General features: G+C 72.3%; 17 protein-coding genes, 2 tRNA genes and 1 pseudogene. 12 read left to right on the top strand and 8 right to left on the bottom strand.

The features are described from left to right. Window positions 1-181: 181 nt before the first annotated feature. The 3 genes from O7622_RS28815 to O7622_RS28805 all read right to left on the bottom strand — a co-directional run bounded on the left by O7622_RS28815 (window position 182) and on the right by O7622_RS28805 (window position 1,939). Window positions 182-451 carry a hypothetical protein gene (locus O7622_RS28815; protein ID WP_282311214.1) on the bottom strand — a complete coding sequence of 90 codons (270 nt, stop codon included), beginning with the start codon at window positions 449-451 and terminating at the stop codon, window positions 182-184. A 196-nt stretch (window positions 452-647) separates the two neighbouring features. Further along, window positions 648-887, bottom strand: a complete 240-nt coding sequence (locus O7622_RS28810) for a DUF397 domain-containing protein (protein ID WP_282311213.1) — start codon at window positions 885-887, stop codon at window positions 648-650. A gap of 71 nt (window positions 888-958) precedes the next feature. Continuing rightward, window positions 959-1,939: a helix-turn-helix transcriptional regulator gene (locus O7622_RS28805; RefSeq protein ID WP_282311212.1), complete on the bottom strand. Its 981-nt coding sequence runs from the start codon at window positions 1,937-1,939 to the stop codon at window positions 959-961. 203 nt (window positions 1,940-2,142) lie between these two features. On the opposite strand from O7622_RS28805, the gene O7622_RS28800 reads away from it, so the two are divergent. Beyond that, on the top strand, window positions 2,143-3,396 hold the full coding sequence (locus O7622_RS28800) for an MFS transporter (RefSeq protein ID WP_282311211.1): 1,254 nt from the start codon (window positions 2,143-2,145) through the stop codon (window positions 3,394-3,396). 58 nt (window positions 3,397-3,454) lie between these two features. On the opposite strand, the gene O7622_RS28795 is transcribed toward O7622_RS28800, so the two are convergent. Continuing rightward, window positions 3,455-3,697: a mycoredoxin gene (locus O7622_RS28795; RefSeq protein ID WP_018784736.1), complete on the bottom strand. Its 243-nt coding sequence runs from the start codon at window positions 3,695-3,697 to the stop codon at window positions 3,455-3,457. A gap of 91 nt (window positions 3,698-3,788) precedes the next feature. Between O7622_RS28795 and O7622_RS28790 the strand changes: the two genes are divergently transcribed. From O7622_RS28790 to O7622_RS28780, 3 genes are all read left to right on the top strand, one after another. Then, window positions 3,789-5,912 carry an ATP-dependent DNA helicase UvrD2 gene (locus O7622_RS28790; RefSeq protein WP_282311210.1) on the top strand — a complete coding sequence of 708 codons (2,124 nt, stop codon included), beginning with the start codon at window positions 3,789-3,791 and terminating at the stop codon, window positions 5,910-5,912. 129 nt (window positions 5,913-6,041) lie between these two features. After that, complete coding sequence (locus O7622_RS28785) at window positions 6,042-6,296, top strand: hypothetical protein (protein ID WP_013288405.1); 255 nt, start codon at window positions 6,042-6,044, stop codon at window positions 6,294-6,296. A gap of 132 nt (window positions 6,297-6,428) precedes the next feature. Continuing rightward, window positions 6,429-6,794, top strand: a complete 366-nt coding sequence (locus tag O7622_RS28780) for a WhiB family transcriptional regulator (RefSeq protein WP_013288404.1) — start codon at window positions 6,429-6,431, stop codon at window positions 6,792-6,794. 331 nt (window positions 6,795-7,125) lie between these two features. Here O7622_RS28780 and O7622_RS28775 read toward each other — a convergent pair whose 3' ends face one another. The 3 genes from O7622_RS28775 to O7622_RS28765 form a co-directional block, all read right to left on the bottom strand. Then, a complete protein-coding gene (locus O7622_RS28775; RefSeq protein ID WP_282311209.1) occupies window positions 7,126-8,472 on the bottom strand; it encodes an AarF/ABC1/UbiB kinase family protein in 1,347 nt (448 codons plus the stop codon). A 10-nt stretch (window positions 8,473-8,482) separates the two neighbouring features. Beyond that, on the bottom strand, window positions 8,483-9,595 hold the full coding sequence (locus tag O7622_RS28770; protein WP_282311208.1) for a TOMM precursor leader peptide-binding protein: 1,113 nt from the start codon (window positions 9,593-9,595) through the stop codon (window positions 8,483-8,485). Window positions 9,596-9,773: 178 nt separating this feature from the next. Beyond that, window positions 9,774-9,941: a DUF5679 domain-containing protein gene (locus tag O7622_RS28765; protein ID WP_007464795.1), complete on the bottom strand. Its 168-nt coding sequence runs from the start codon at window positions 9,939-9,941 to the stop codon at window positions 9,774-9,776. Window positions 9,942-10,415: 474 nt separating this feature from the next. Here O7622_RS28765 and O7622_RS28760 point away from each other — a divergent pair, with 474 nt between their 5' ends. Both O7622_RS28760 and O7622_RS28755 read left to right on the top strand, forming a co-directional pair. After that, window positions 10,416-10,937 (top strand): M48 family metallopeptidase, encoded by a 522-nt coding sequence (locus O7622_RS28760; RefSeq protein WP_282311207.1) that lies wholly within the window; start codon window positions 10,416-10,418, stop codon window positions 10,935-10,937. 115 nt (window positions 10,938-11,052) lie between these two features. Continuing rightward, the gene (locus tag O7622_RS28755; RefSeq protein ID WP_282311206.1) at window positions 11,053-11,688 is read left to right on the top strand and encodes a hypothetical protein; all 636 of its coding nucleotides are present in this window, start codon (window positions 11,053-11,055) and stop codon (window positions 11,686-11,688) included. Between the two features lie 163 nt (window positions 11,689-11,851). Here O7622_RS28755 and O7622_RS28750 read toward each other — a convergent pair whose 3' ends face one another. After that, window positions 11,852-13,123, bottom strand: coding sequence for a zinc-dependent metalloprotease (locus tag O7622_RS28750; RefSeq protein ID WP_282311205.1), 1,272 nt, complete (start codon window positions 13,121-13,123; stop codon window positions 11,852-11,854). Between the two features lie 115 nt (window positions 13,124-13,238). Here O7622_RS28750 and O7622_RS28745 point away from each other — a divergent pair, with 115 nt between their 5' ends. From O7622_RS28745 to O7622_RS28720, 6 genes and pseudogenes are all read left to right on the top strand, one after another. After that, complete coding sequence (locus O7622_RS28745) at window positions 13,239-14,252, top strand: PDZ domain-containing protein (RefSeq protein ID WP_282311204.1); 1,014 nt, start codon at window positions 13,239-13,241, stop codon at window positions 14,250-14,252. Window positions 14,253-14,379: 127 nt separating this feature from the next. Continuing rightward, window positions 14,380-17,370: a UPF0182 family protein gene (locus O7622_RS28740; RefSeq protein WP_282311203.1), complete on the top strand. Its 2,991-nt coding sequence runs from the start codon at window positions 14,380-14,382 to the stop codon at window positions 17,368-17,370. 149 nt (window positions 17,371-17,519) lie between these two features. Then, window positions 17,520-17,990: pseudogene (locus O7622_RS28735) on the top strand (SigE family RNA polymerase sigma factor); the annotation flags it as partial. Window positions 17,991-18,205: 215 nt separating this feature from the next. After that, window positions 18,206-18,805 carry a hypothetical protein gene (locus O7622_RS28730; RefSeq protein WP_282311202.1) on the top strand — a complete coding sequence of 200 codons (600 nt, stop codon included), beginning with the start codon at window positions 18,206-18,208 and terminating at the stop codon, window positions 18,803-18,805. Window positions 18,806-18,855: 50 nt separating this feature from the next. Further along, window positions 18,856-18,929 (top strand) — tRNA-Met (locus tag O7622_RS28725). Window positions 18,930-19,064: 135 nt separating this feature from the next. Continuing rightward, window positions 19,065-19,141, top strand: a tRNA-Met gene (locus O7622_RS28720). Window positions 19,142-19,166: the final 25 nt, after the last annotated feature.

The raw sequence follows: 19,166 nt of genomic DNA, 5'->3' as shown, positions 1-19,166 counted from the left end.
GGTCGAGGTCGGTCAGTTACCGCCACTTCGCCGAACTGGCGGCGTGGGGGTGGGACGCGGCCCCGACCCGGACCGTCGTTGCCGCGACGGTCGCGGGCCGGGAACACGTTCCGTCGTGGCCGGGTGAGGCGGGAAAGCGGCGGGGGAGGCCGGTCCGGCCACGACGGACGTCAGCGTCCGGTCATCCACCGTCCCAGCGGTACGGGTGCCCGGGGGCGGATTCCTCGATCGGCAGCACCTTGACCCGGTGCCGGCCCGTGCGTACCGCACCGACGGCGGACAGTGCGCGGGCGAGCAGGAGTGCGGCGTCCCGGTCCTCGGCGTGGACGACCTGGCGGCGGGGCTCCGGCGTGCTCGTCTCGTCCCGCAGGCGGCTCCCGCCGGCCCAGGCGGCGGCGATGTCGGCGTCGGCGGCGGTACGGATCTCGGTGCGGACGATCAGGAACCGCATGGTGTCCCCCGGACAATCGGCGGTTACACGCTGGAACTTCCACGTCACTCCCGCGTCATGTTACGCCGATGTGACAGCCCGGCAAGGGGAACGCGCCAGCTCGACCGATCGGGGGATCCCAGGTCAGCACCGTTGTCGGGGTCGGACGCGCGAAGGGCCGCCGGCTCACGCCGACGGCCCTCCGGGGTTCGCCGGATCAGTCCAGATCGAACTGACCGCTCTTCGTGCCGGCGAGGAAGCCGAGCCATCCGGCCCGGTCGAACAGCAGGACCGGTCCGCTCGGGTCCTTGCTGTCCCGCAGCGCCACTGTGGCCGGCCCGGAGCCGAGCGGCGCGACCTCCACGCAGTTGGAGGTCTGGCTGCGGGTGCTCTTGTGCCAGGCGGCGCCGGCGAGCCGTCCCGAGAGGGCTGTCGTGCTGGTGTGGATCTCGTTCATGGTGCTTGCTCCTGGTGAGGTGCTCCGATGGGATCGAGCGACGCCGGAGCGCGGGCGGTGTCCGTGCCGGATCACCGTTCCGTGGTGAGGCGCCCCGAGTCCCGGCGTCGCTGGGCCGGCGCCGTTGCCGGCCCGTACGCCACCGTGGACTCGACTGCCGTGCCGGTCAGCCGTCCCGTCGCCTCGATCAACCAGGAGAGGGTGTCCGATGCGGAGAGCGCCGACGAGCATAGCCACTCGAACACCACTTTATAGCGATTTAGGGTGTTTGCCTCGGTCGACATGACGTCGGTGAACCCACAGTCGATGGCGAGTGTCTCCGGATCGAGGGGATCGGCGAACCGGTAGACCGAGAACGCGGTCGGCGGGAGGTACCAGTCGCCGACCCGGGTGTCCCGCAGCAGCAGGAGCAGCGTCACGTTCGGCAGCAACGCCATCTCGCACAGGTGGACGAACTGCTCGTGCAGCACCTCCGGCGGCCCGGCGCGGCGGCCGAGCGCCGCCTCCTCCAGCACCGCCGTGTAGCGGGGCACCTCGGGGGAGCGGGTCAGCAGCGACTGGCGGGCCTGCCGCGCGCGTACCTCGGTCTCGGGATCCTCGGTCTCCGGGTCGCCGGCCTCGGCGGCGACCTGCGCGGCGGACATGATCCGGTGCCGGGCGTACCCGGGCGTCTGCAACAGCCCCGGCACCAGCACCGGGTTGTACTCGGAGATCTCCGCGCAACCGGCCTCCAGCTCGGCGAAGGCGCGCTGCTGCTGGGTCATCACCGGGAAGTTGCGCAGCCAGCCGCGCATGTCGCCGGCCTCATGGGTGATCCCGGTCAGCTCCGCGCGCTGCTCCTCGTCGGCGCCGTAGAGCGTCAGCAACACGTCCACGTCGTCCGGGTCGGGACGGCTGCGGCCGTTCTCCAGACGGGACAACTTGGATGCGGAGGCCCAGCCGATCCGCTCGATGACCTGGTCACCGGTCAGACCGGCCTGTTCGCGGAGCCGACGCAGCTCGATGCCGAGTCGACGACGGCGCAGAATCGGGCCTGGTGCGGCAGGAGGCACGGCGTCCTCTTTCCCGTCGACCGTCGCTTGACGCGACGGTAACTGTATGAAATTCGCCCCCCACGGTCAGTATGGACGGCGCGGCCGGCGTCGGAGGTTCCGGCACGGGCGTGTCACGAGACAAAAAGAGGACCGTGGAGGGCGTCTTCACCGGCGCCCGCCCCCGATGCGCCCTGGTGGCGCACCCCTGCCGGAGGGAACCGATGCGCACCGTCCTGCGCCGCCCCGACTTCCGTCTCCTGTTCGCCGCGCTCGTCGCGAGCATGGCGGCGGAGTCGGTCCTGCTGCTCGCCCTGGCCGTCTGGGTCAAGGATCTGACCGGTTCGGACAGCATGGCCGGGGCGACCATCTTCGCGGTCATCGCGCCGATGGCGCTCGCCCCGCTGGTCGGCTGGGTGGTCGACCGCTACCGCAGGCGACAGTTTTTCGTCGCCGCCAACCTGGTCGCGGCGGTGCTGCTCACCCCGCTGCTCACGGTCCGGGACCGGTCCGACGTCTGGGTGATCTACGTGGTCGCCGCGCTCTACGGACTCTCGTACATCACTCTCACCGCCGTGCTCAACGGACTGATCCGGCATCTGGTTCCGCCCGATCTGCTCGCCGACGCGAACGGGCTGCTCCAGACCGTCCGGCAGGGTCTGCGACTGATCGGGCCGCTGGCCGGGGCCGGTGTCTACGCCGCAGTCGGCGGCTGGCTGCTGGTCCTGCTGGCGATGACCGGCTTCCTCGTCGCGGCGGCGGTGGTCGGGCGGCTGCGCGTGGAGGAGAGCACGCCGCCACGGCCGGGTCGGCGCGGGCCGTCCGAACTGGGCGCGGGGCTGCGGCACCTGACCGGAGAGCCGGCGCTGCGCCGGGCGCTGCTCGGGTACGGGCTCGGCTCGCTGGTGATGGGCTTCACCGAGTCGCTGATCTTCGCGTACGTCGATCTGGGCCTGCACCGCGACGCCGCGTTCGTCGGCGTGCTGGTCATGGTGCAGGGCGTCGGCGGGCTGGTCGGCGGCCTGTTCTCGGCCGCAGTGGTCCGCCGGTTCGGCGAGGTCGGCGCGCTCGCCGCGGGCGTGACGTTCTTCGGGCCGGCCGCGCTGGCGCTCGCGTACCCCCGGTTATGGCTCGGGGTGGTGGCGCTGCTGCTAGCCGGCCTGTCGCTGCCGCTGACCATGGTGGGGTTGAACACGCTGATCCAGCGGCGGACGCCGCCGCGGCTGCTCGGCCGGGTCACCGCCGCGTCCGAGGCCCTGGTCAGCGGGCCGCAGGCGCTCTCCATCGGCACCGGCGCGCTGCTCGTCGGCGTGTTCGACTACCGGCTGCTGTTCGCCCTGGTGGGGGCCGTCACCACGGCGGCCGGCCTCTACCTGTGGCGGGGGCGCGGGCTGACCACGCCGGTCGCCGGACCGGTGCGGATCCCGGCGCCCCGGAAGCCGGCCGACGACGGGGTGCTCAGCCGCGGTGGTTCCTGACCGACGGCGAGCGGCCGCACCCGGATCGGGTACGGCCGCTCGTGGCGTCGCGGGCGGATCAGCCGGGCAGCGCGGCGAGGTGCTGCTTGACCTGGGTGATCGAAGGGTTGGTCAGGGCGCTGCCGTCGGCGAAGCGCAGCGTCGGAACGGTCTGGTTGCCGCCGTTGACGCTCATCACGAAGTCCGCGGCCGTCGGGTCCTGCTCGATGTCGACCACCTCGTACGCGATGCCCTCCCGGTCGAGCTGCGACTTCAGCCGGTGGCAGTAGCCGCACCACGGGGTGGAATACATCGTCAGCATGGTCTGGTCCTCCAAGGGGTGGCTCGCGCCCGGTCCGATCAGGCCGGGCTAACCGCTGCAACGTCACACGATGCTGGGATGATTCCCTGCTGTGGGCGTTCACTCAGCGGCGGAACGGGTGCTGGCCGGGCTGGATCCGGAGCAGCGCTCAGCGGTGACCGCTGCGGCCGGGCCGGTCTGCATCCTGGCCGGCGCCGGCACCGGCAAGACCCGGGCGGTGACCTCGCGGATCGCGTACCGGGCGCTGACCGGGGACATCGCCGGCCGGCATGTGCTGGCGGTCACGTTCACCGCCCGTGCCGCCGCCGAGATGCGCAGCCGCCTCACAGTGCTCGGGGTGCAGGGCGTGCAGGCGCGCACGTTCCACGCCGCGGCGCTGCGGCAGGTCCGCTACTTCGCACCCCGGCTGCTGGCCGGGCGGGCCATGCCGGAGCTGCTGGACAGCAAGGTGCGGGTGGTCACGCTCGCCGCCGCCAAGGTCGGCCTGCGCGCCGACCGGGCCGCCGCGCGGGACCTGTCCGCCGAGATCGAGTGGGCCAAGTCGTCGCTGGTCGAGCCCGGGGAGTACGTCGTCGCAGCGGCCAAGGCGCTGCGCGAGACGCCGTACGAGCCGGCCCGGGTGGCCGACGTGTTCGACGCGTACGAGCGGCTCAAGCGCGGCAACGGGGTGATCGACTTCGAGGACATGCTGCGCGCCGCGGTCTGGGGCATCGAGGAGCACCCGGACGTCGCCGAGCAGGTGCGCAACCAGTACCGGCACTTCGTGGTCGACGAGTACCAGGACGTCAACCCGCTCCAGCAGCGGCTGCTGGAGGCGTGGCTGGGCGGCCGGGACGACCTCACAGTGGTCGGCGACGCCAGCCAGACGATCTACTCGTTCACCGGTGCCACCTCGTCGTACCTGGTCGACTTCCCCCGCCTGCACCGGGGCGCGACAGTGGTCCGGCTGGTCCGCGACTACCGCTCCACACCGCAGGTGGTCGGGCTCGCCAACGCGGTGATCTCGCAGGCCCGGGGCACCGAGGCGCGGCTGCGGCTGGAGCTGCACGGCCAGCGCCGGCCCGGCCCGGAGCCGGAACCGCGGATCTTCACCGACGAGCCGGCCGAGGCGAACGCGGTAGCGGCCCGCTGCCGGGCGCTCGTGGCGGGCGGCACCCCGGCGCGGGAGATCGCTGTGCTGTTCCGCACCAACGCGCAGTCCGAGGCGTACGAGAAGGCGCTCTCCGAGGCCGGTGTGCCGTACGTGCTCCAGGGTGCGGAGCGGTTCTTCGAGCGTCCCGAGGTGCGCCAGGCGATGATCGCGTTGCGCGCCGCCACCCGCTCGGCCGACGCGGGAACCCCGCTGCCGGCCGCAGTGGTCGAGGCGCTCACCGCCGTCGGCTGGGCGCCCGACGCGCCCCCGCCCGGCGGCGCCGCCCGCGAGAGGTGGGAGGCGCTCGCCGCGCTGGTCCAGCTCGCCGAGGAGTACGCGGCGCAGGCCGGGGAGGAACCTGGGCTGACCGGGTTCACCGAGGAGCTCGCCCGGCGGGCCGCCCAGCAGCACGTGCCGACAGTCGAGGGGGTGACGCTCGCGTCGCTGCACTCGGCGAAGGGGCTGGAGTGGGACGCGGTGTTCCTGGTCGGGCTGGCCGAGGGCACGCTGCCCACCACGTACGCGAAGACCATGGAGCAGGTCGAGGAGGAACGGCGGCTGCTCTACGTCGGGATCACCCGGGCTCGGGAGTGGCTCTGGCTGTCGTACGCCACCGCGCGCTCGCCGGGTGGGCGGGCCCGGCGTCCCTCCCGGTTCCTGCCCCAGCTGGACCGGTCCGGCGGCGGTGAGCGGGCCGGTGGCGCCGGGCCGGCACGGCGGGCCGAGCGGCGCCGGCCGCAGGTGGTCTCGTGCCGGATCTGCGGCGCCACGCTGCTCGCCGGCGCGGACCGCAAACTGGGCCGCTGCCCGACCTGTCCGTCCGATATCGACGAGGAGCTGTACGAGCGGCTGCGCGAGTGGCGGCAGCGGGTGGCGGGCGCGCAGAAGGTACCGGCGTACGTGGTCTTCACCGACGCCACGCTCACCGCGCTGGCCGAGCGGAAGCCCGGCCGCACCGAGGAACTGGTGGCGATCGCCGGGATCGGGCCCCGAAAAGTCGGGCTTTACGGGGATACGGTGCTCGCCCTGGTGGCGGGCGCCACTGTTGACGAGGTCTGCCCACAGAAAACTTCTGAAAACTAGCCGTAAATCATTTGCCCTCCCCTGAGGGCGAGGAATAGCCTCATGGCACACCTCGCGAGCGGCGCCGTTCTGGCTGCTCAGAGGGGATGAGTCCACGGTCGGCACGAGGAGAATAGGGAGGTGGCACCAATGAAGATCTTCACCTATGAGCGTCTTGCGGCGATGCCGTCTGCCGTCGCTCCGCTGTCGGCTGTCCGGGTGGCCCTCGCCGCTCGACCGTCGGCTCCGCAGGTGCACCAGGTCCCGGTTCAGGCCGAGCTGAACCTGACCGTTGCGCCGATCGCCGGAGTCGAGGGGACCAGTGGCTTCGCGGGCAAGGGCATCGATGGCGCCAAGAAGCGCACGGATGTCCGCGGTGTTCCACCTCGAGGTAGACCGGTCTGATCCATCAGACTACCGGCTCACCTCGAGGCCGCGGAACCCGCATACCGGGATCCGCGGCCTCAGTTTTTTGTCCCGCCGAAGTACGTCGGAATGCGATCCACGAGATCGAAGTGAGAGAGAGGTGACCGGAGGATGAGTCTGGCGTTGGCCCCCCTCGACGTGAGCGTCGACGTGGAGGCGAACCTGCCCTGCCGGAAGTTCGACCCCGACCTGTGGTTCTCCGACTCGCCCGCCGAGCTCGAGCTGGCCAAGTCGCTCTGCGGGGACTGCCCGCTGCGCGTCGAGTGCCTGGCCGGGGCGGTAGAGCGAGCCGAGCCCTGGGGCGTCTGGGGCGGCGAGATCTTCGAGCGTGGCGCGGTCGTCCCGCGCAAGCGGCCCCGTGGCCGTCCGCGCAAGGAGGACCTCGCCCGTGACGCGCAGCTCCGGGTCGAGGCGGAGGCGCGACTGGCGGCCAGCGGGCTGTCCGAGTCGCGTAGCTCCGTCCGGCTGGCAGCCTGACACACCTACGTTCCGAGACCGACCGATGCCGGTGTCCCTCCACCGGCCGACCTGAGAGAGAAACCCTGATGCTGAACCTGCCGAACGGATTCGAGATGCAACTACTCCACGAAGCGTTGTCCAGGGCCCGAATGCGCCGGCCTCAGGCCGGTCGCACCACCACGAGCACTGAGGCAACCCGTTCCGCCCGTACCGTCGCCATGCGGGGTCGCAGCCAGTCGGCCCGCGACCTGGGCGTTCTGTAGAACGATCGTGAGGAGGGGGCGGTGACCGACAGGTCACCGCCCCCTCGCCGTGCCCGCTCGCCGGCCCGCTTCCGGCCGGCTCGCGCTCAGGCCACCGGCGCGAAGCCCGGCAGCCAGCGTTCCAGGATCGACCGGTAGGACGCCTTCGCCTCCAACTGGCAGAGCACCCCGATCGACCCGAGCGTGACCCGATGGATCATCAGGTACGACGGCGGCAGGTTGAGTTGCCGGCTGAGCTGGTAGGCGGGGGAGCGGGGGTTGGCCAGCCGGGTCGCCTCGCCGCGCAGCCAGGCCCGGGTGAAGCGGAACTCCTCTGCGGCGATCGGCTCCAGCATCGGACGCAGGAAGTCGAGCACCGCCGGGGCGTCGATCGGCTCGGTGCGGCTGACGAAGCCCTCGGCGCGCAGCCCCTCCACCACCCCGTCGGCTTCCCCACGCAGCGCCAGTGCTGCGATCCGGCCGATCGGCTCGGGTGTGCCCTGCGGCATCCGGGCCACCGCTCCGAAGTCGATCACGCCGAGCCGGCCGTCCGGGAGCAGCCGGAAGTTGCCCGGGTGCGGGTCGGCGTGCAGCAGCCCGGCCCGCTCCGGCGCGGACAGGTGCAGCTCGGCCATCAGCCGGCCGGCCTCGTCCCGCTGCTCCTCGGTGCCCTCCCGGATGATCTGGGACAGCGGGATGCCTTCCACCCACTCGGTGATCAGCACCCGCGGCGCGGCGTCGAGCACCTCCGGGATGAAGATGTCCGGGTCGTCGGCGTACGCGGCGGCGAACGCCCGCTGCGACTCCGCCTCCAACTCGTAGTCCAGTTCCTCGGTGATGCGCTCGCGCAGCTCGGCCAGGAGCGGCTTCACATCCAGCCCCGGCTGGATGGCCCGGAACATGCCACCGAGCCGGGAGAGCTGCTTGAGGTCGGCGAGCAGGGCGTCACCCGCCCCCGGGTACTGGATCTTCACGGCTACGTCCCGGTGCCGGGGGCCGCCGTTCGGCCCGTACCCCGGGTCGCGCCAGACCGCGCGGTGCACCTGGCCGATGCTCGCCGCGGCGGCCGGGGTGTCGTCGAACTCGACGAACCGGTCGCGCCAGTCCGGGCCGAGCTGCTCGGCGAGCACCTTGTGCACCGTCGCCGCAGGGAGCGGCGGCGCGGCCTCCTGGAGCTTCGTCAGCGCCTGCCGGTAGGGCGCGGCGACCTCCTCGGGCAGCGCCGCCTCGAACACCGACAGGGCCTGGCCGAACTTCATCGCCCCGCCCTTGAGCTGCCCGAGCACGCTGAACAACTGCTCGGCGGTGCGCTGCTGGATCTCGGCGGAGATGACGTCGGACGCGAGGCCGGTCACCCGCTTGCCCATGCCGAGGACGGTTCGACCGGCGAACCCGAGCGGCAGGGCGGCGAGTTTGGCGGTGCGGGACACGGCCCGGCGCGGGATGTCGGTCACCCGGCCATTGTTACCGACTCGGGGCCTCCGCTGCTGCCGTGCGGCGGGTAGCGGCCGGGGCCGACCGGATCGGGCGACGCCGGCAGCAACCGCAGGAGGGGTGTGGCGGCCACCGTCGGTAGCGGACGCGACCCGGACCCCGGATCTCCACCGCGCCGCCGAGCGTCTCCGGCTGAGCGCCGTCGAGCTGGGCCAGCACCTCGGCCGTGGCGAAGGCCGCCGCGGCGAGCGCGGTGGCGGTGGCGCAGGCCCGCTCGCCCCGGTCGGCGGCGAGCTGGGCGGCCAGCGCGGGCCAGTCCGGATCCCGGTCGCGGCGGTGCAGGTCGAGGCAGCGCAGGCAGGGGCCGGTGGGCGGGCGGACCAGCGGACCGACCACCGGTACGCCGCCGCGCAGGTCGAGCAGCAGATGGGGCTGACGCCGGCGGGCGTACCCGGTGGCCAGCAGCTCGGCCGGACGGTCGACGCCGAGCTGCACCACCAGGTCCGCCCGGGCCGCCCGGGACGGGCCGGTGACGGTTCCGGGCGCGCACCGTTCCAGCGCCGCGCGTACCGCCGGGGCCAGCGGACGGCCCAGCTCCGCGGCGGTCAGGCCGGTCCCGGCCAGGTCACCGGCGCCGACCGGGCCGGCCAGATCGGGTACGACGTGCCCGACCCCGGCCTGGGCCAGCGCGACGGCGACCGCCGCGCCGAGGCGTCCCGTACCGGTGACCAGCACCCGGGCGGCACGGCGGCGGCGCAGCAGCCGGGCCGGTGTGCCGGGCAGGTCGGGCGACGCGAGCGCCAGTGCGGCAGCCTCGGCGGCCAGCCGGGCCCGGGCCGCTCCGGCCAGCTCGCGGGGGAGCAGGGCCTGTGCCGGCACCACCAGCCCGGCGTCCCGGAGCGTGTCGAGCAGGGCGCGTGCCTCGTCGGGCGGGACTCGCGCGGCGCCCGCCTCGGCCAGCACGGCGCGTTCGCTGCGGGTGCCGTCGAGCAGGTCGAGCAGGCGGGCCGTTCCCGGCGAGGACATCTCCAGCAGCACCGCGCGGCCGGGCGGCTCGCCCAGCTGGAGCGTGTGCCGGTCGCGCCAGAGCCGGGTCAGGCCGGGCAGCAGGACGGGACGGACGAGCGGAGTCGGATCGGTCACGCCACTGATCGTGACCGTGTCCGCGCGCTCCGTCGCTCGTTGTCCACAGGTGCGGCGCGCCGTGGCCAGCGTTGTCCACAGGATCTCGCCGTTTTTCCACAACCAGCCGGTAACTGTGTCGGCTACACGACGGAGGAGGACGGCCGACGGCCGTCCTCCTCCGTTTCTGCCGTACGGGTCAGACCTTGGCCTTGCCCAGGATGCGGTTCACTGTTGTGCCGCACACCGGGCACTTGCCCTTGGCCATGTTCATGCCGGTCTTCGAGACCTCCACGTGCCCCTCGAAGTCCCGCTTCTCCTTGCACTTCACGCAGTAACCGTTGTAGGTCTGGGCCTGGTCGGCCACGGTAGCCTCCTCGTCTCGTCCGCCGGAGGTGTCCCGGCGGGTCTCCCTGCGGCGGTCCACGCGTGGCACCGGCGCCGGGGGTTCTCCGCGGTCAGTCGCCTGACCGTGGTTGGCGGACCCTACCCAGGTCTGGGCGGTTCCATGTCAGCTGTACGCCGACTCTGTGAGCAAGTCGACGTCGAGAGTGTGCATGCCGAGTAACGTCGGATAAGTCAGTTTCGCGCGGACACGCCGGATGAATGCACCCAGATCCGCTTCGCGCGGCCCCGCCGACAGTCACCCGTCGTAGATCACTTAACGTGAACAGGGCCGGTCAGGTGATGGTCAGCTACCGTCGCAAAGAATTTTTTCCGGACTCCTGACAATCAACCGCCACTTTCCGGGCGCGTGTCGTCGTGTTGACTCTTGCGGAGTCCTGGTCAGTACGCATTAGCTTTCCATCGTGACAGTCAACCGAGGCTGCGCGGACCGGTAATGGCCGTGACGCGGAAGCCCGTCGTCGAGGTGCGGCGCAGCCAGCGTCGGCGGCGCACGGTGTCCGCGTACCGGGACGGGGAGCGCGTCGTCGTGCTGATCCCCGACCAGTTCTCCCGGGCCGAGGAGAGCGAGTGGGTCGACCGGATGCTCGCCCGGCTCGCCGCCCGCGAGGGCCGGCTGGCCCGATCGGACGCCGAACTGCTCGCCCGTGCCGCCCGCCTGATCGGCCTCTACCTGCCCGAACACGGGTCGGCCGCCGCGCCGGCCAGCGTCCGCTGGGTGACCAACCAGAACGGCCGCTGGGGCTCCTGCACGCCCGCCGACCGCACCATCCGGATCTCGCACCGGGTCCAGGACATGCCCGACTGGGTGATCGACTACGTGCTGCTGCACGAGTTGGCGCATCTCATCGTGCCCAGCCACAACGCCGACTTCTGGGCCCTGGTCGCCCGCTACCCGAGGTCCGAGCGCGCCCGCGGCTACCTGGAGGGCGTGGCCGCCACCGCCGCCATCCCCTGACCCCCGCCCATCGCGGGTCGATCATGAAGTTGACCCGGCGTTTCGTCCGCTTCGTCACCGCCGACCTCATGATCGTGAACGGACGCGCGCGGGGTTGTGGGGTTAAGGTCGGCGAATGTCGCGACGTGTGGTGGTGGCGCTGCTCGGCCCGGTGACCTGGACGCCGCCCGGCATCGATCCGGCGCGATGGCGTACCGCGCTCGCCGAGGACGTGGTGGACCTGCTGGCCACGCTGAACGAGGTGGAGACAGCGGTGGCGGTCACCACCCGGGACCGATGGCTGGCCGACGCCGTGGTCTGGCCCGGCACCCAGGTGTACGAGGTGCCCGAGCCGACGCCGAACGCGGTGTTCGCGGCGCTCGCCGGTGACCGGGCGGCCCGCGAGGACGGAGCGGCCGGCTACGACCAGGTGGCAGTGGTGGCGGCGGACGCGCCGGACGTGCCCGGGCTGACGCTCGGCAAGCTGCTGCGCCCGCTCAGCACCCGGCCGGTGGCGGTGGCACCGGCCGAGGGAAGCGGAGCCGGGCTGCTGGGAGTGGCGGCACGGCTGCCCGTACCGGCGTGGCTGCCGGCGCTGGACCTGGACACGACCGAGCCGGCCGGGGTGCGGCGGGCGGCGCCGAGCCCCGGTGACGTGGCGGTCACCGCCGGCTGGCGCCGGATGCGCGGCCCCGCCGACCTGACCGCCCTCGATCCGGCCGTCGAGGGCTGGGAGGCCACCCGGGCCCTGCTGTCCGGCCGCCCCGCCTGACGCACCGTTCCCGTCCCCACCCCCGGCCGCCCACCACCGCGCAGATCTTGCAGCTTGGTACCTGACAGAAGCCGCTTTCGGGACATCTTCGGGGCCGCAACTGCAAGACCGGCGGTGCGAGGGCGGCGGGTGGGGTGGGAGCGCGGGCCCCGTCGCGTTCGTGTCAGCGCTTGTCGTCGTCCTCGCCGGGGGACTTCTCCTCCGGGGCGCCCGGGGCGGAGAAGTCGAAGTTCGCCAGCTCGTCGTCGAGGTCGGTGCTCGTCGAGGCGAACGCCTCCGGGGCGGCGAAGTCGTCGTCGGAGGGCAGCAGGTCCGGATGGCCCCAGACCGCGTCCCGCCCGGCGATGCCGCGGTGCTCGGTCAGCGCCGCCCACAGCACCGTCGCCTCACGCAGCCGGCGGGGCCGCAGTTCGAGGCCGACCAGCGCGGCGAACGTCTGCTCGGCCGGGCCACCAGCGGCCCGGCGGCGGCGGAACGCCTCGCCGAGGCGTACGACGTTGGGGAGGCGGTCACCGGCGGCGCTGTCGACGACGTGGCAGACCCAGCCCTCGACCAGGGCGAGCACGGTCTCCAGCCGGGCCAGCGACGCCTTCTGCGCGGGCGTGTCCTCCGGCGTGAAGATGCCCTCCAGCGCGATCGCCTGCATCGACTCCGGGTCGGTCGGGTCGACCCGGCCCATCGCCTCCTCGATCGCCTCCCGGTTGACCCGGATGCCCGCGGCGTAGTTCTCCACCGCCGTCAGTACGTGCCCGCGCAGCCACGGCACGTGCTGGAACAACCGCTGGTGGGCGGCCTCGCGCAGGGCCACGTAGAGGCGTACCTCGTCCTCGGGCAGCTCCAGGCCCTCGCCGTACACCTTGATGTTGGCGGGGACGAGCGCGGCGGTGCCGGCGGGGCCGAGCGGCAGGCCGATGTCACCGGCGGAGAGCACCTCGGCGGCGAGCGAGCCGAGCGCCTGGCCGAGCTGGCCGCCGAAGAGGGCGCCGCCGAGCGTGGCGACCATCGACTGCATCGGGCCGAGCTGGGCGCGGGCCTCCGGCGGCACCAGGTCGCCCATCGCGCCGACCATCCGGCTGGCCACCGGGTCGCAGAGCTTGCGCCACACGTCGAGCGTCTTGAAGATCCACTCGTTGCGGTTCCAGGCGACCGAGGTGCGGATGCCGGAGGGCCACGAGGTCGCCGGCTCCAGCCAGAGGTCGGCGATGCGCAGCGCCTCCTCGACCGCGTTGCGTTCGAACGGCGACACCGCCGGGTCGCCGGCGGCGGCGAGCTGGCTGGCGGCCACCTGTCGGGCGAGGTCCCAGTTGACCGGCCCGCTGCCCGGCGCCGAGAGCAGGTGCTGCAACTGCGACATGAACTGCTGCATCGCCGCGGGATCGTTGGGGTCCGGTGGTTGACCACCCGGGAGCGCGAAGCCGAACGGAATATCAGGCACGACCTCTACGGTACGCGGGCCCCGCCGCAGGTCGTGCCACCCGGCGTTGCGCTGAGGGCGAAGTCCGCCGGTCACCGCGCCGGACGGCCGGGTGCGGATCGGTACGCTCTGGCCCATGAGACGTCGCGGCGTGACCGTCCTCCTCGGTGCCCTGCTCACCGCCCTGCTCAGCGTCGGCGTGCTGAGCGTGCCGCTGCCGTACGTGGTGCTCGGCCCCGGTCCGACGGTGAACACGCTGGGCAGCGAGGACGGCAAGGAGGTCATCCAGGTGACCGGCCGCGCGACGTCCACCTCCGCCGGTCAGCTCCGGCTCACCACTGTCGGTGTGCAGCCCACGGTGCGGCTGCGGTCGGCGCTGGCCGGCTGGTTCTCCTCGGACGAGGCGGTGGTGCCGCGGGAACTGGTCTACCCGCCGGGGGAGTCGCAGGAGGAGGTCGAGAAGCGCAACGCGGAGGACTTCCAGAACTCGCAGACCAGCGCCGAGACGGCGGCGCTGCGCGAGCTGGGCTACCCGATCAGGGTGCTGGTCAAGGCGGTCACGCCGGGCGGCCCGTCGGTCGGCGTGCTGCGCCCCGACGACGTGGTGACCTCGGTCGACGGGGTGCCGGTGACGAGCGCGGCCAAGCTCACCGAGCTGATCCGGGCGAAGCCCGCGGGCACCGCGCTGAAGATCGGCTACACCCGGGGTGACACCCCGGGTACGGCGACCGTGACCAGCCGCGAGCAGGACGGCCGGCCGCGCATCGGTGTGGAGATCGACCAGCAGCAGCCGCACCCGTTCACCCTGAAGATCGACCTGGGTGACATCGGCGGGCCGAGCGCCGGGCTGATGTTCTCGCTCGGCATCATCGACAAGCTGGAGCCGGCCGACCTCACCGGCGGGAAGATCATCGCCGGTACCGGCACCATCGACGACGAGGGTCGCGTCGGGCCGATCGGCGGCATCGCGCAGAAGCTGGTCGGCGCCAAGGACGCGGGCGCGAAGGCGTTCCTGGTGCCCGCCGACAACTGTGCCGAGGCGGTCCGCAACCCGCAGCCGGGACTGCCGCTGCTGAGGGTCGCCACGCTGGGTGAGGCATTGAAGGCACTCGAGACGCTGCGCGCCGGGGGACAGCCGACGCGCTGCTGAGGCGGGCCGGGCGGCGGCCTGCGGGCGGATCGTGACGTGACCTTGACCCGACGTGCTCAGGAACACCCCGTACTCTTGGTGCCTGGTCGGAGCCGATCACATCGAGCGTGCGGAGCCAACAGTGGTCATGCGTAGCAGTCCCTTACCGAGGATGAGCCGGCGCGGACGCGTCACCATCGGTGTCCTGATCGGGGTGTTCATCTTGTTCACCCTCCTCGGGTGGGGCGTCAACGCCTGGACCGACTGGCTCTGGTTCGACGAGGTCCGGTACACCCAGGTCTTCACCGGCGTGCTCGCCACCCGCCTGCTGCTGTTCCTCGTGGTCGGCGTCGGCATGGCGCTGCTCGTCGGCGGCAACCTCTGGCTGGCCCACCGGCTGCGGCCCAAGATGCGTCCGCACTCGGCCGAGCAGGCCACGCTGGAGCGCTACCGGATGCTGCTGAGCCCACGGCTCGGCACCTGGATCGCGCTCGCCGCCGCCGTCGTCGGGCTGTTCGCCGGCCTCTCCGCGCAGAGCCGCTGGGGTCAGTGGCTGCTGTTCCGCAACGGCGGCGACTTCGGCGTGAAGGACCCGGAGTTCGGCGTCGACGTCGGCTTCTACGTCTTCCAGCTCCCGTTCTGGCGCTACCTGCTCGGCGTCGGCTTCACCGTCGTGGTGCTGTCGCTGCTCGGCGCGCTGGCGGTGCACTACATCTTCGGCGGCGTGCGCCTGCAGGGCGTCGGCGACCGGATGACGAACGCCGCCCGCGCCCACCTCAGCACGCTGGTAGCCGTGTTCGTGCTGCTCAAGGCCGTCGCCTACGTGCTGGACCGGCGGGCCATGCTGCTGGAGTACAACGAGGGCGCCAAGCTCTACGGCGCCGGCTACGCCGACGTGAACGCGCTGCTCCCGGCGAAGGAGATCCTCGCCTGGATCTCCGTCCTGGTGGCGCTGGCGATCATCGTGTTCTCCAACGCGGTCATGCGGAACCTGGTCTGGCCGGGCATCTCGCTGGCCCTGCTGGGCGTCTCCGCGGTGGCGATCGGCGGCATCTACCCGTGGGCCGTGCAGACGTTCGAGGTCAAGCCGAGCGCCCGGGACAAGGAGGCGCCGTACATCGAACGCAGCATCAAGGCCACCCGTACCGCGTTCAGCCTCGAAGGCACGAAGACCACACCGTACGCGGCCAGCAACCTCGTTCCACCCGCCAGCCTGGCCACCGACACGTCCGTGGTGTCGAACATCCGGCTGCTCGACCCGCAGCTGGTCTCCGAGACGTACACGCAGCTCCAGCAGGTCCGCGGCTTCTACGACTTCGGCTCGAAGCTGGACATCGACAGGTACTCGGTCAAGGACAAGACCTCCGACTACGTGGTCGGCGTCCGTGAGATCAACTACGGCGAGCTGACCGACCAGCAGAGCAACTGGATCAACCGTCACACCGTCTACACCCACGGGTACGGCCTGGTGGCCGCCCCGGCGAACCAGGTGGTCTGCGGCGGCCAGCCGTACTTCGTCTCCGGCTACCTCGGCGAGAAGGCGCAGGAGGCGTGCTCCGCGCCGACCGAGGAGATCCCGGCCCAGCAGCCGCGGATCTACTACGGCGAGCGAATGGAGCCGAACGACTACGCGATCGTCGGGCAGACCGGCGAGCGGAACGTCGAGTTCGACCGGCCCACCTCCACCGGCGGCGAGCAGTACTACACCTACACCGGTGAGGGCGGCGTCAAGATCGGTTCGTTCCCGCGCCGGCTGCTCTACGCGATCAAGGAGCAGGAGTCGAACTTCCTGCTCTCCGAGGCGGTCAACGAGAACTCGAAGCTGCTGTACGTGCGTAACCCGCGCGACCGGGTGGAGAAGGTCGCGCCTTTCCTCACGCTCGACGGCGACCCGTACCCGGCGGTGGTGAACGGGCGCGTGCTGTGGATCATCGACGGCTACACCACGGCCGCGACCTACCCGTACGCCGAGCGGGTCAACCTCCAGGCCGAGACGACCGACGAGCTGACCGGCCGGGGCACGTTCCAGCTCGCCCGGGAGAACGTCAACTACATCCGCAACTCGGTGAAGGCGACAGTCGACGCGTACGACGGCACTGTCAAGCTCTACTCGTACGACGACACCGACCCGGTGCTCAAGGCGTGGAACAAGGCGTTCGGCGGCGACCTGGTGCTGCCCAAGGGCGACATCCCGGCCGAGCTGGCCGAGCACTTCCGCTACCCGGCCGACCTGTTCAAGGTGCAGCGCAACCTGCTGACCAAGTTCCACGTCACCGACCCCGGCGACTTCTACTCCGGCCAGGACTTCTGGCAGGTGCCGAACGTGCCGGACGCGCCGGACAGCGGGCAGAAGCAGCCGCCGTACTACCTGTTCACCCAGTTCCCCGGGCAGGACGGGCCACGCTTCCAGCTGACCTCGGCGGTCACCCCGAACGGGCGGCAGAACCTCGCCGCGCTGGTCTCCGGGTCGTACGTCGACGGGCAGCCGAAGCTGGAGGTGCTGGAGCTGCCGGACCAGACCCGGATCTCCGGGCCGACGCAGGTGCACCAGCAGATGACCAACAACGGCGACATCCGGCAGCAGCTCAACCTGCTCTCCTCCAACCAGGCGCAGGTGCAGTACGGCAACCTGCTCTCGCTGCCGTTCGCCGACGGCATGCTCTACGTCGAGCCGGTGTACGTGAAGAGCAGCAGCCAGGACGCGTACCCGCTGTTGCAGAAGGTGCTGCTCTCCTACGGTGACGGCGGCTCGTACGTGGTGCTCGCCAACAACCTCAGCGACGGCATCAAGCAGCTCGTCGAGCAGGGCAAGCGGGCGCCGAACAACAATCCGCCGCCCAGCACCGACGACAATCCCACGCCGCCGCCGGCCGGGGGCGACAACAACAACACGCCGCCGCCGATGAGCGGGGAGCTGGCCCAGGCGGCCGCCCGGGTGCAGACCGCGATCGCCGAGGTCAAGGCCGCGCAGACGTCCGGCGACTTCGAGCGGTACGGGCGTGCGCTGAAGGCGCTGGACGAGGCGATGAGCGCGTTCCAGCAGGCCCAGGCCGCGGCCGGCGGCTCGGGCAACCCGGCGCCGTCGGGCAGCGTCTCGCCACCGGCGCCGACGTCGCCCGCGCCGTCACCGGGCGGCTGACGCCGAGCTGACACCACGAGCCCGTGGTCCGGGACCGCAACGGTCACCCGGGCCACGGGCTCGTGTCGTCGAACGGACTTCCCGGCCGCAACCCCGGACCCCGCCGCGCCGTCAACAGTGCAGGTGAACGTGTGGGGGCGGGAGGGCACATGCGTGACGCGGACAGCTTCGACGACTTCTACCGCAGCACGTCGGGACGGGCCGTCCGGTACGGCTACGCGGTGGCCGGCGACCCGGCCGAGGCCCAGGATCTCGTGCAGGAGGCGTACGCCCGGGCCTGGCGGCAGTGGGCGAAGCTCGCCGGCCATCCCGCGCCGGAGGCGTGGCTGCGGCTGGTGATCAGCCGGCTGGCGACCGACCGGTTCCGGCGGCTGCGCGGGTGGCGTCTCGCGGCCAGCCGCACCGGCCCGCCACCCGACGTCGGGCCGCCCGGCGAGGACACCGTGCTGCTGGTCGCGGCGCTGCGGCGGCTCCCGCCCCGGCACCGGCAGGCGCTCGCCCTGCACTACCTGTTCGACCTGCCGGTGGAGGAGATCGCCCGGGAGGCCGGCGTGCCCACCGGCACGGTGAAGTCCTGGCTGTCCCGGGGACGGGCCCGGCTGGCCGAGCTGTTGCCCGGCGCCGCGCCGCGATCACCGTCCTGGCCGCCGCCGGGCTGGTCGCCGGCACGGTGGCCGGAAGCCGGCTGGTGCTCGCCGCCGGGCCGGGCCCCGACCCGGTTCCACCCCCCGCGGGTACGCCCACCCCGCGGCCGTCGGCCGCCACGCCCTCGGTCGCGCCGTCGCCCACCCCGCCGCCGCCAGTCGGCCGTACCTCCGGCTCGCGCAGTCCGGTCGTGACCACCACGCCTCCGGCCGCGGCGACCCCGACCAGGATCCCGGACCGGGCGTTCTTCGTGCTGCCCGCCGCGAACGACGCCGGTACCGGCAACTACTTCGGCCCGGGACCGGTGCTGCCGGTGCTGTGCGGCGCGACGCCCGGCGACGAGCGGGTGGTCGCGCAGCGGGCCCGGTCGCTGCCGTACCGGCGGGCCGGCGCGCCGCCCGACGAGGTGCCGTCCGGCAACTACCGGCACAGCATCACGATCTACCGGTCCGGTGGCGCCGTCGCCGCGCTGGCCGAGCTGCGCGCGGCGGTGCGGGCCTGCCCCGAGCAGCCCGCGCGGGGTACGCCGCCGGCGACGGTGCGGCAGCGTCTGCTGCCCGACACCGGGTACGGCGACGAGTCGGTGCTGTTCGAGACGCGGACGCCGTACCGGGACGCCAACGGCGATCCGAGCGGCGGCGACGAGGTGCACCTGGTCCGCGCGGTGCGCTCCGGCGACGTGGTGACTGTGCTGTGGGAACAGGGCTGGGAGAGCACCTCGACCCAGCGCGCCCAGTTCGACGCGGACGGCCGCCGGGCGGTCGAGGCGATCCGGCGGTGGCTGGACTGAGTACCCGTTTTGCGCCTGCCCGGGTCGGTGCGCTACGGTTGTCGAGCCGACGCGGGGTGGAGCAGCTCGGTAGCTCGCTGGGCTCATAACCCAGAGGTCGCAGGTTCAAATCCTGTCCCCGCTACTCGTGACGAAGGGCCCCGGAGTTCTCTCCGGGGCCCTTCGCCGTTCCTGCCCGAGGCGCCCGGGAACGGCCGGCAGCGGATCCGGGTACCCGGCTGATCTCCAGGATCGGGGTGCGATAAGCTTTGTGAGCCGACGCGGGGTGGAGCAGCTCGGTAGCTCGCTGGGCTCATAACCCAGAGGTCGCAGGTTCAAATCCTGTCCCCGCTACCAAGGTTCAGGCCCGGAATCCACGGAT

The sequence above is a fragment of the Micromonospora sp. WMMD1076 genome (assembly GCF_029581475.1).
GTDB lineage: Bacteria > Actinomycetota > Actinomycetes > Mycobacteriales > Micromonosporaceae > Micromonospora > Micromonospora aurantiaca.
The sequence above is the reverse complement of the archived record's forward strand: the minus strand, read 5'-3'. Positions and strand labels throughout refer to the sequence as shown.

Excerpts from the sequence above, each read along its gene's own strand:
- O7622_RS28815 (WP_282311214.1), bottom strand. The coding sequence starts at position 451 with ATGCGGTTCCTGATCGTCCGCACCGAGATCCGTACCGCCGCCGACGCC.
- O7622_RS28810 (WP_282311213.1), bottom strand. The coding sequence starts at position 887 with ATGAACGAGATCCACACCAGCACGACAGCCCTCTCGGGACGGCTCGCC.
- O7622_RS28800 (WP_282311211.1), top strand. The coding sequence starts at position 2,143 with ATGCGCACCGTCCTGCGCCGCCCCGACTTCCGTCTCCTGTTCGCCGCG.
- O7622_RS28795 (WP_018784736.1), bottom strand. The coding sequence starts at position 3,697 with ATGCTGACGATGTATTCCACCCCGTGGTGCGGCTACTGCCACCGGCTG.
- O7622_RS28785 (WP_013288405.1), top strand. The coding sequence starts at position 6,042 with ATGAAGATCTTCACCTATGAGCGTCTTGCGGCGATGCCGTCTGCCGTC.
- O7622_RS28780 (WP_013288404.1), top strand. The coding sequence starts at position 6,429 with ATGAGTCTGGCGTTGGCCCCCCTCGACGTGAGCGTCGACGTGGAGGCG.
- O7622_RS28760 (WP_282311207.1), top strand. The coding sequence starts at position 10,416 with ATGGCCGTGACGCGGAAGCCCGTCGTCGAGGTGCGGCGCAGCCAGCGT.
- O7622_RS28755 (WP_282311206.1), top strand. The coding sequence starts at position 11,053 with ATGTCGCGACGTGTGGTGGTGGCGCTGCTCGGCCCGGTGACCTGGACG.
- O7622_RS28745 (WP_282311204.1), top strand. The coding sequence starts at position 13,239 with ATGAGACGTCGCGGCGTGACCGTCCTCCTCGGTGCCCTGCTCACCGCC.
- O7622_RS28740 (WP_282311203.1), top strand. The coding sequence starts at position 14,380 with ATGCGTAGCAGTCCCTTACCGAGGATGAGCCGGCGCGGACGCGTCACC.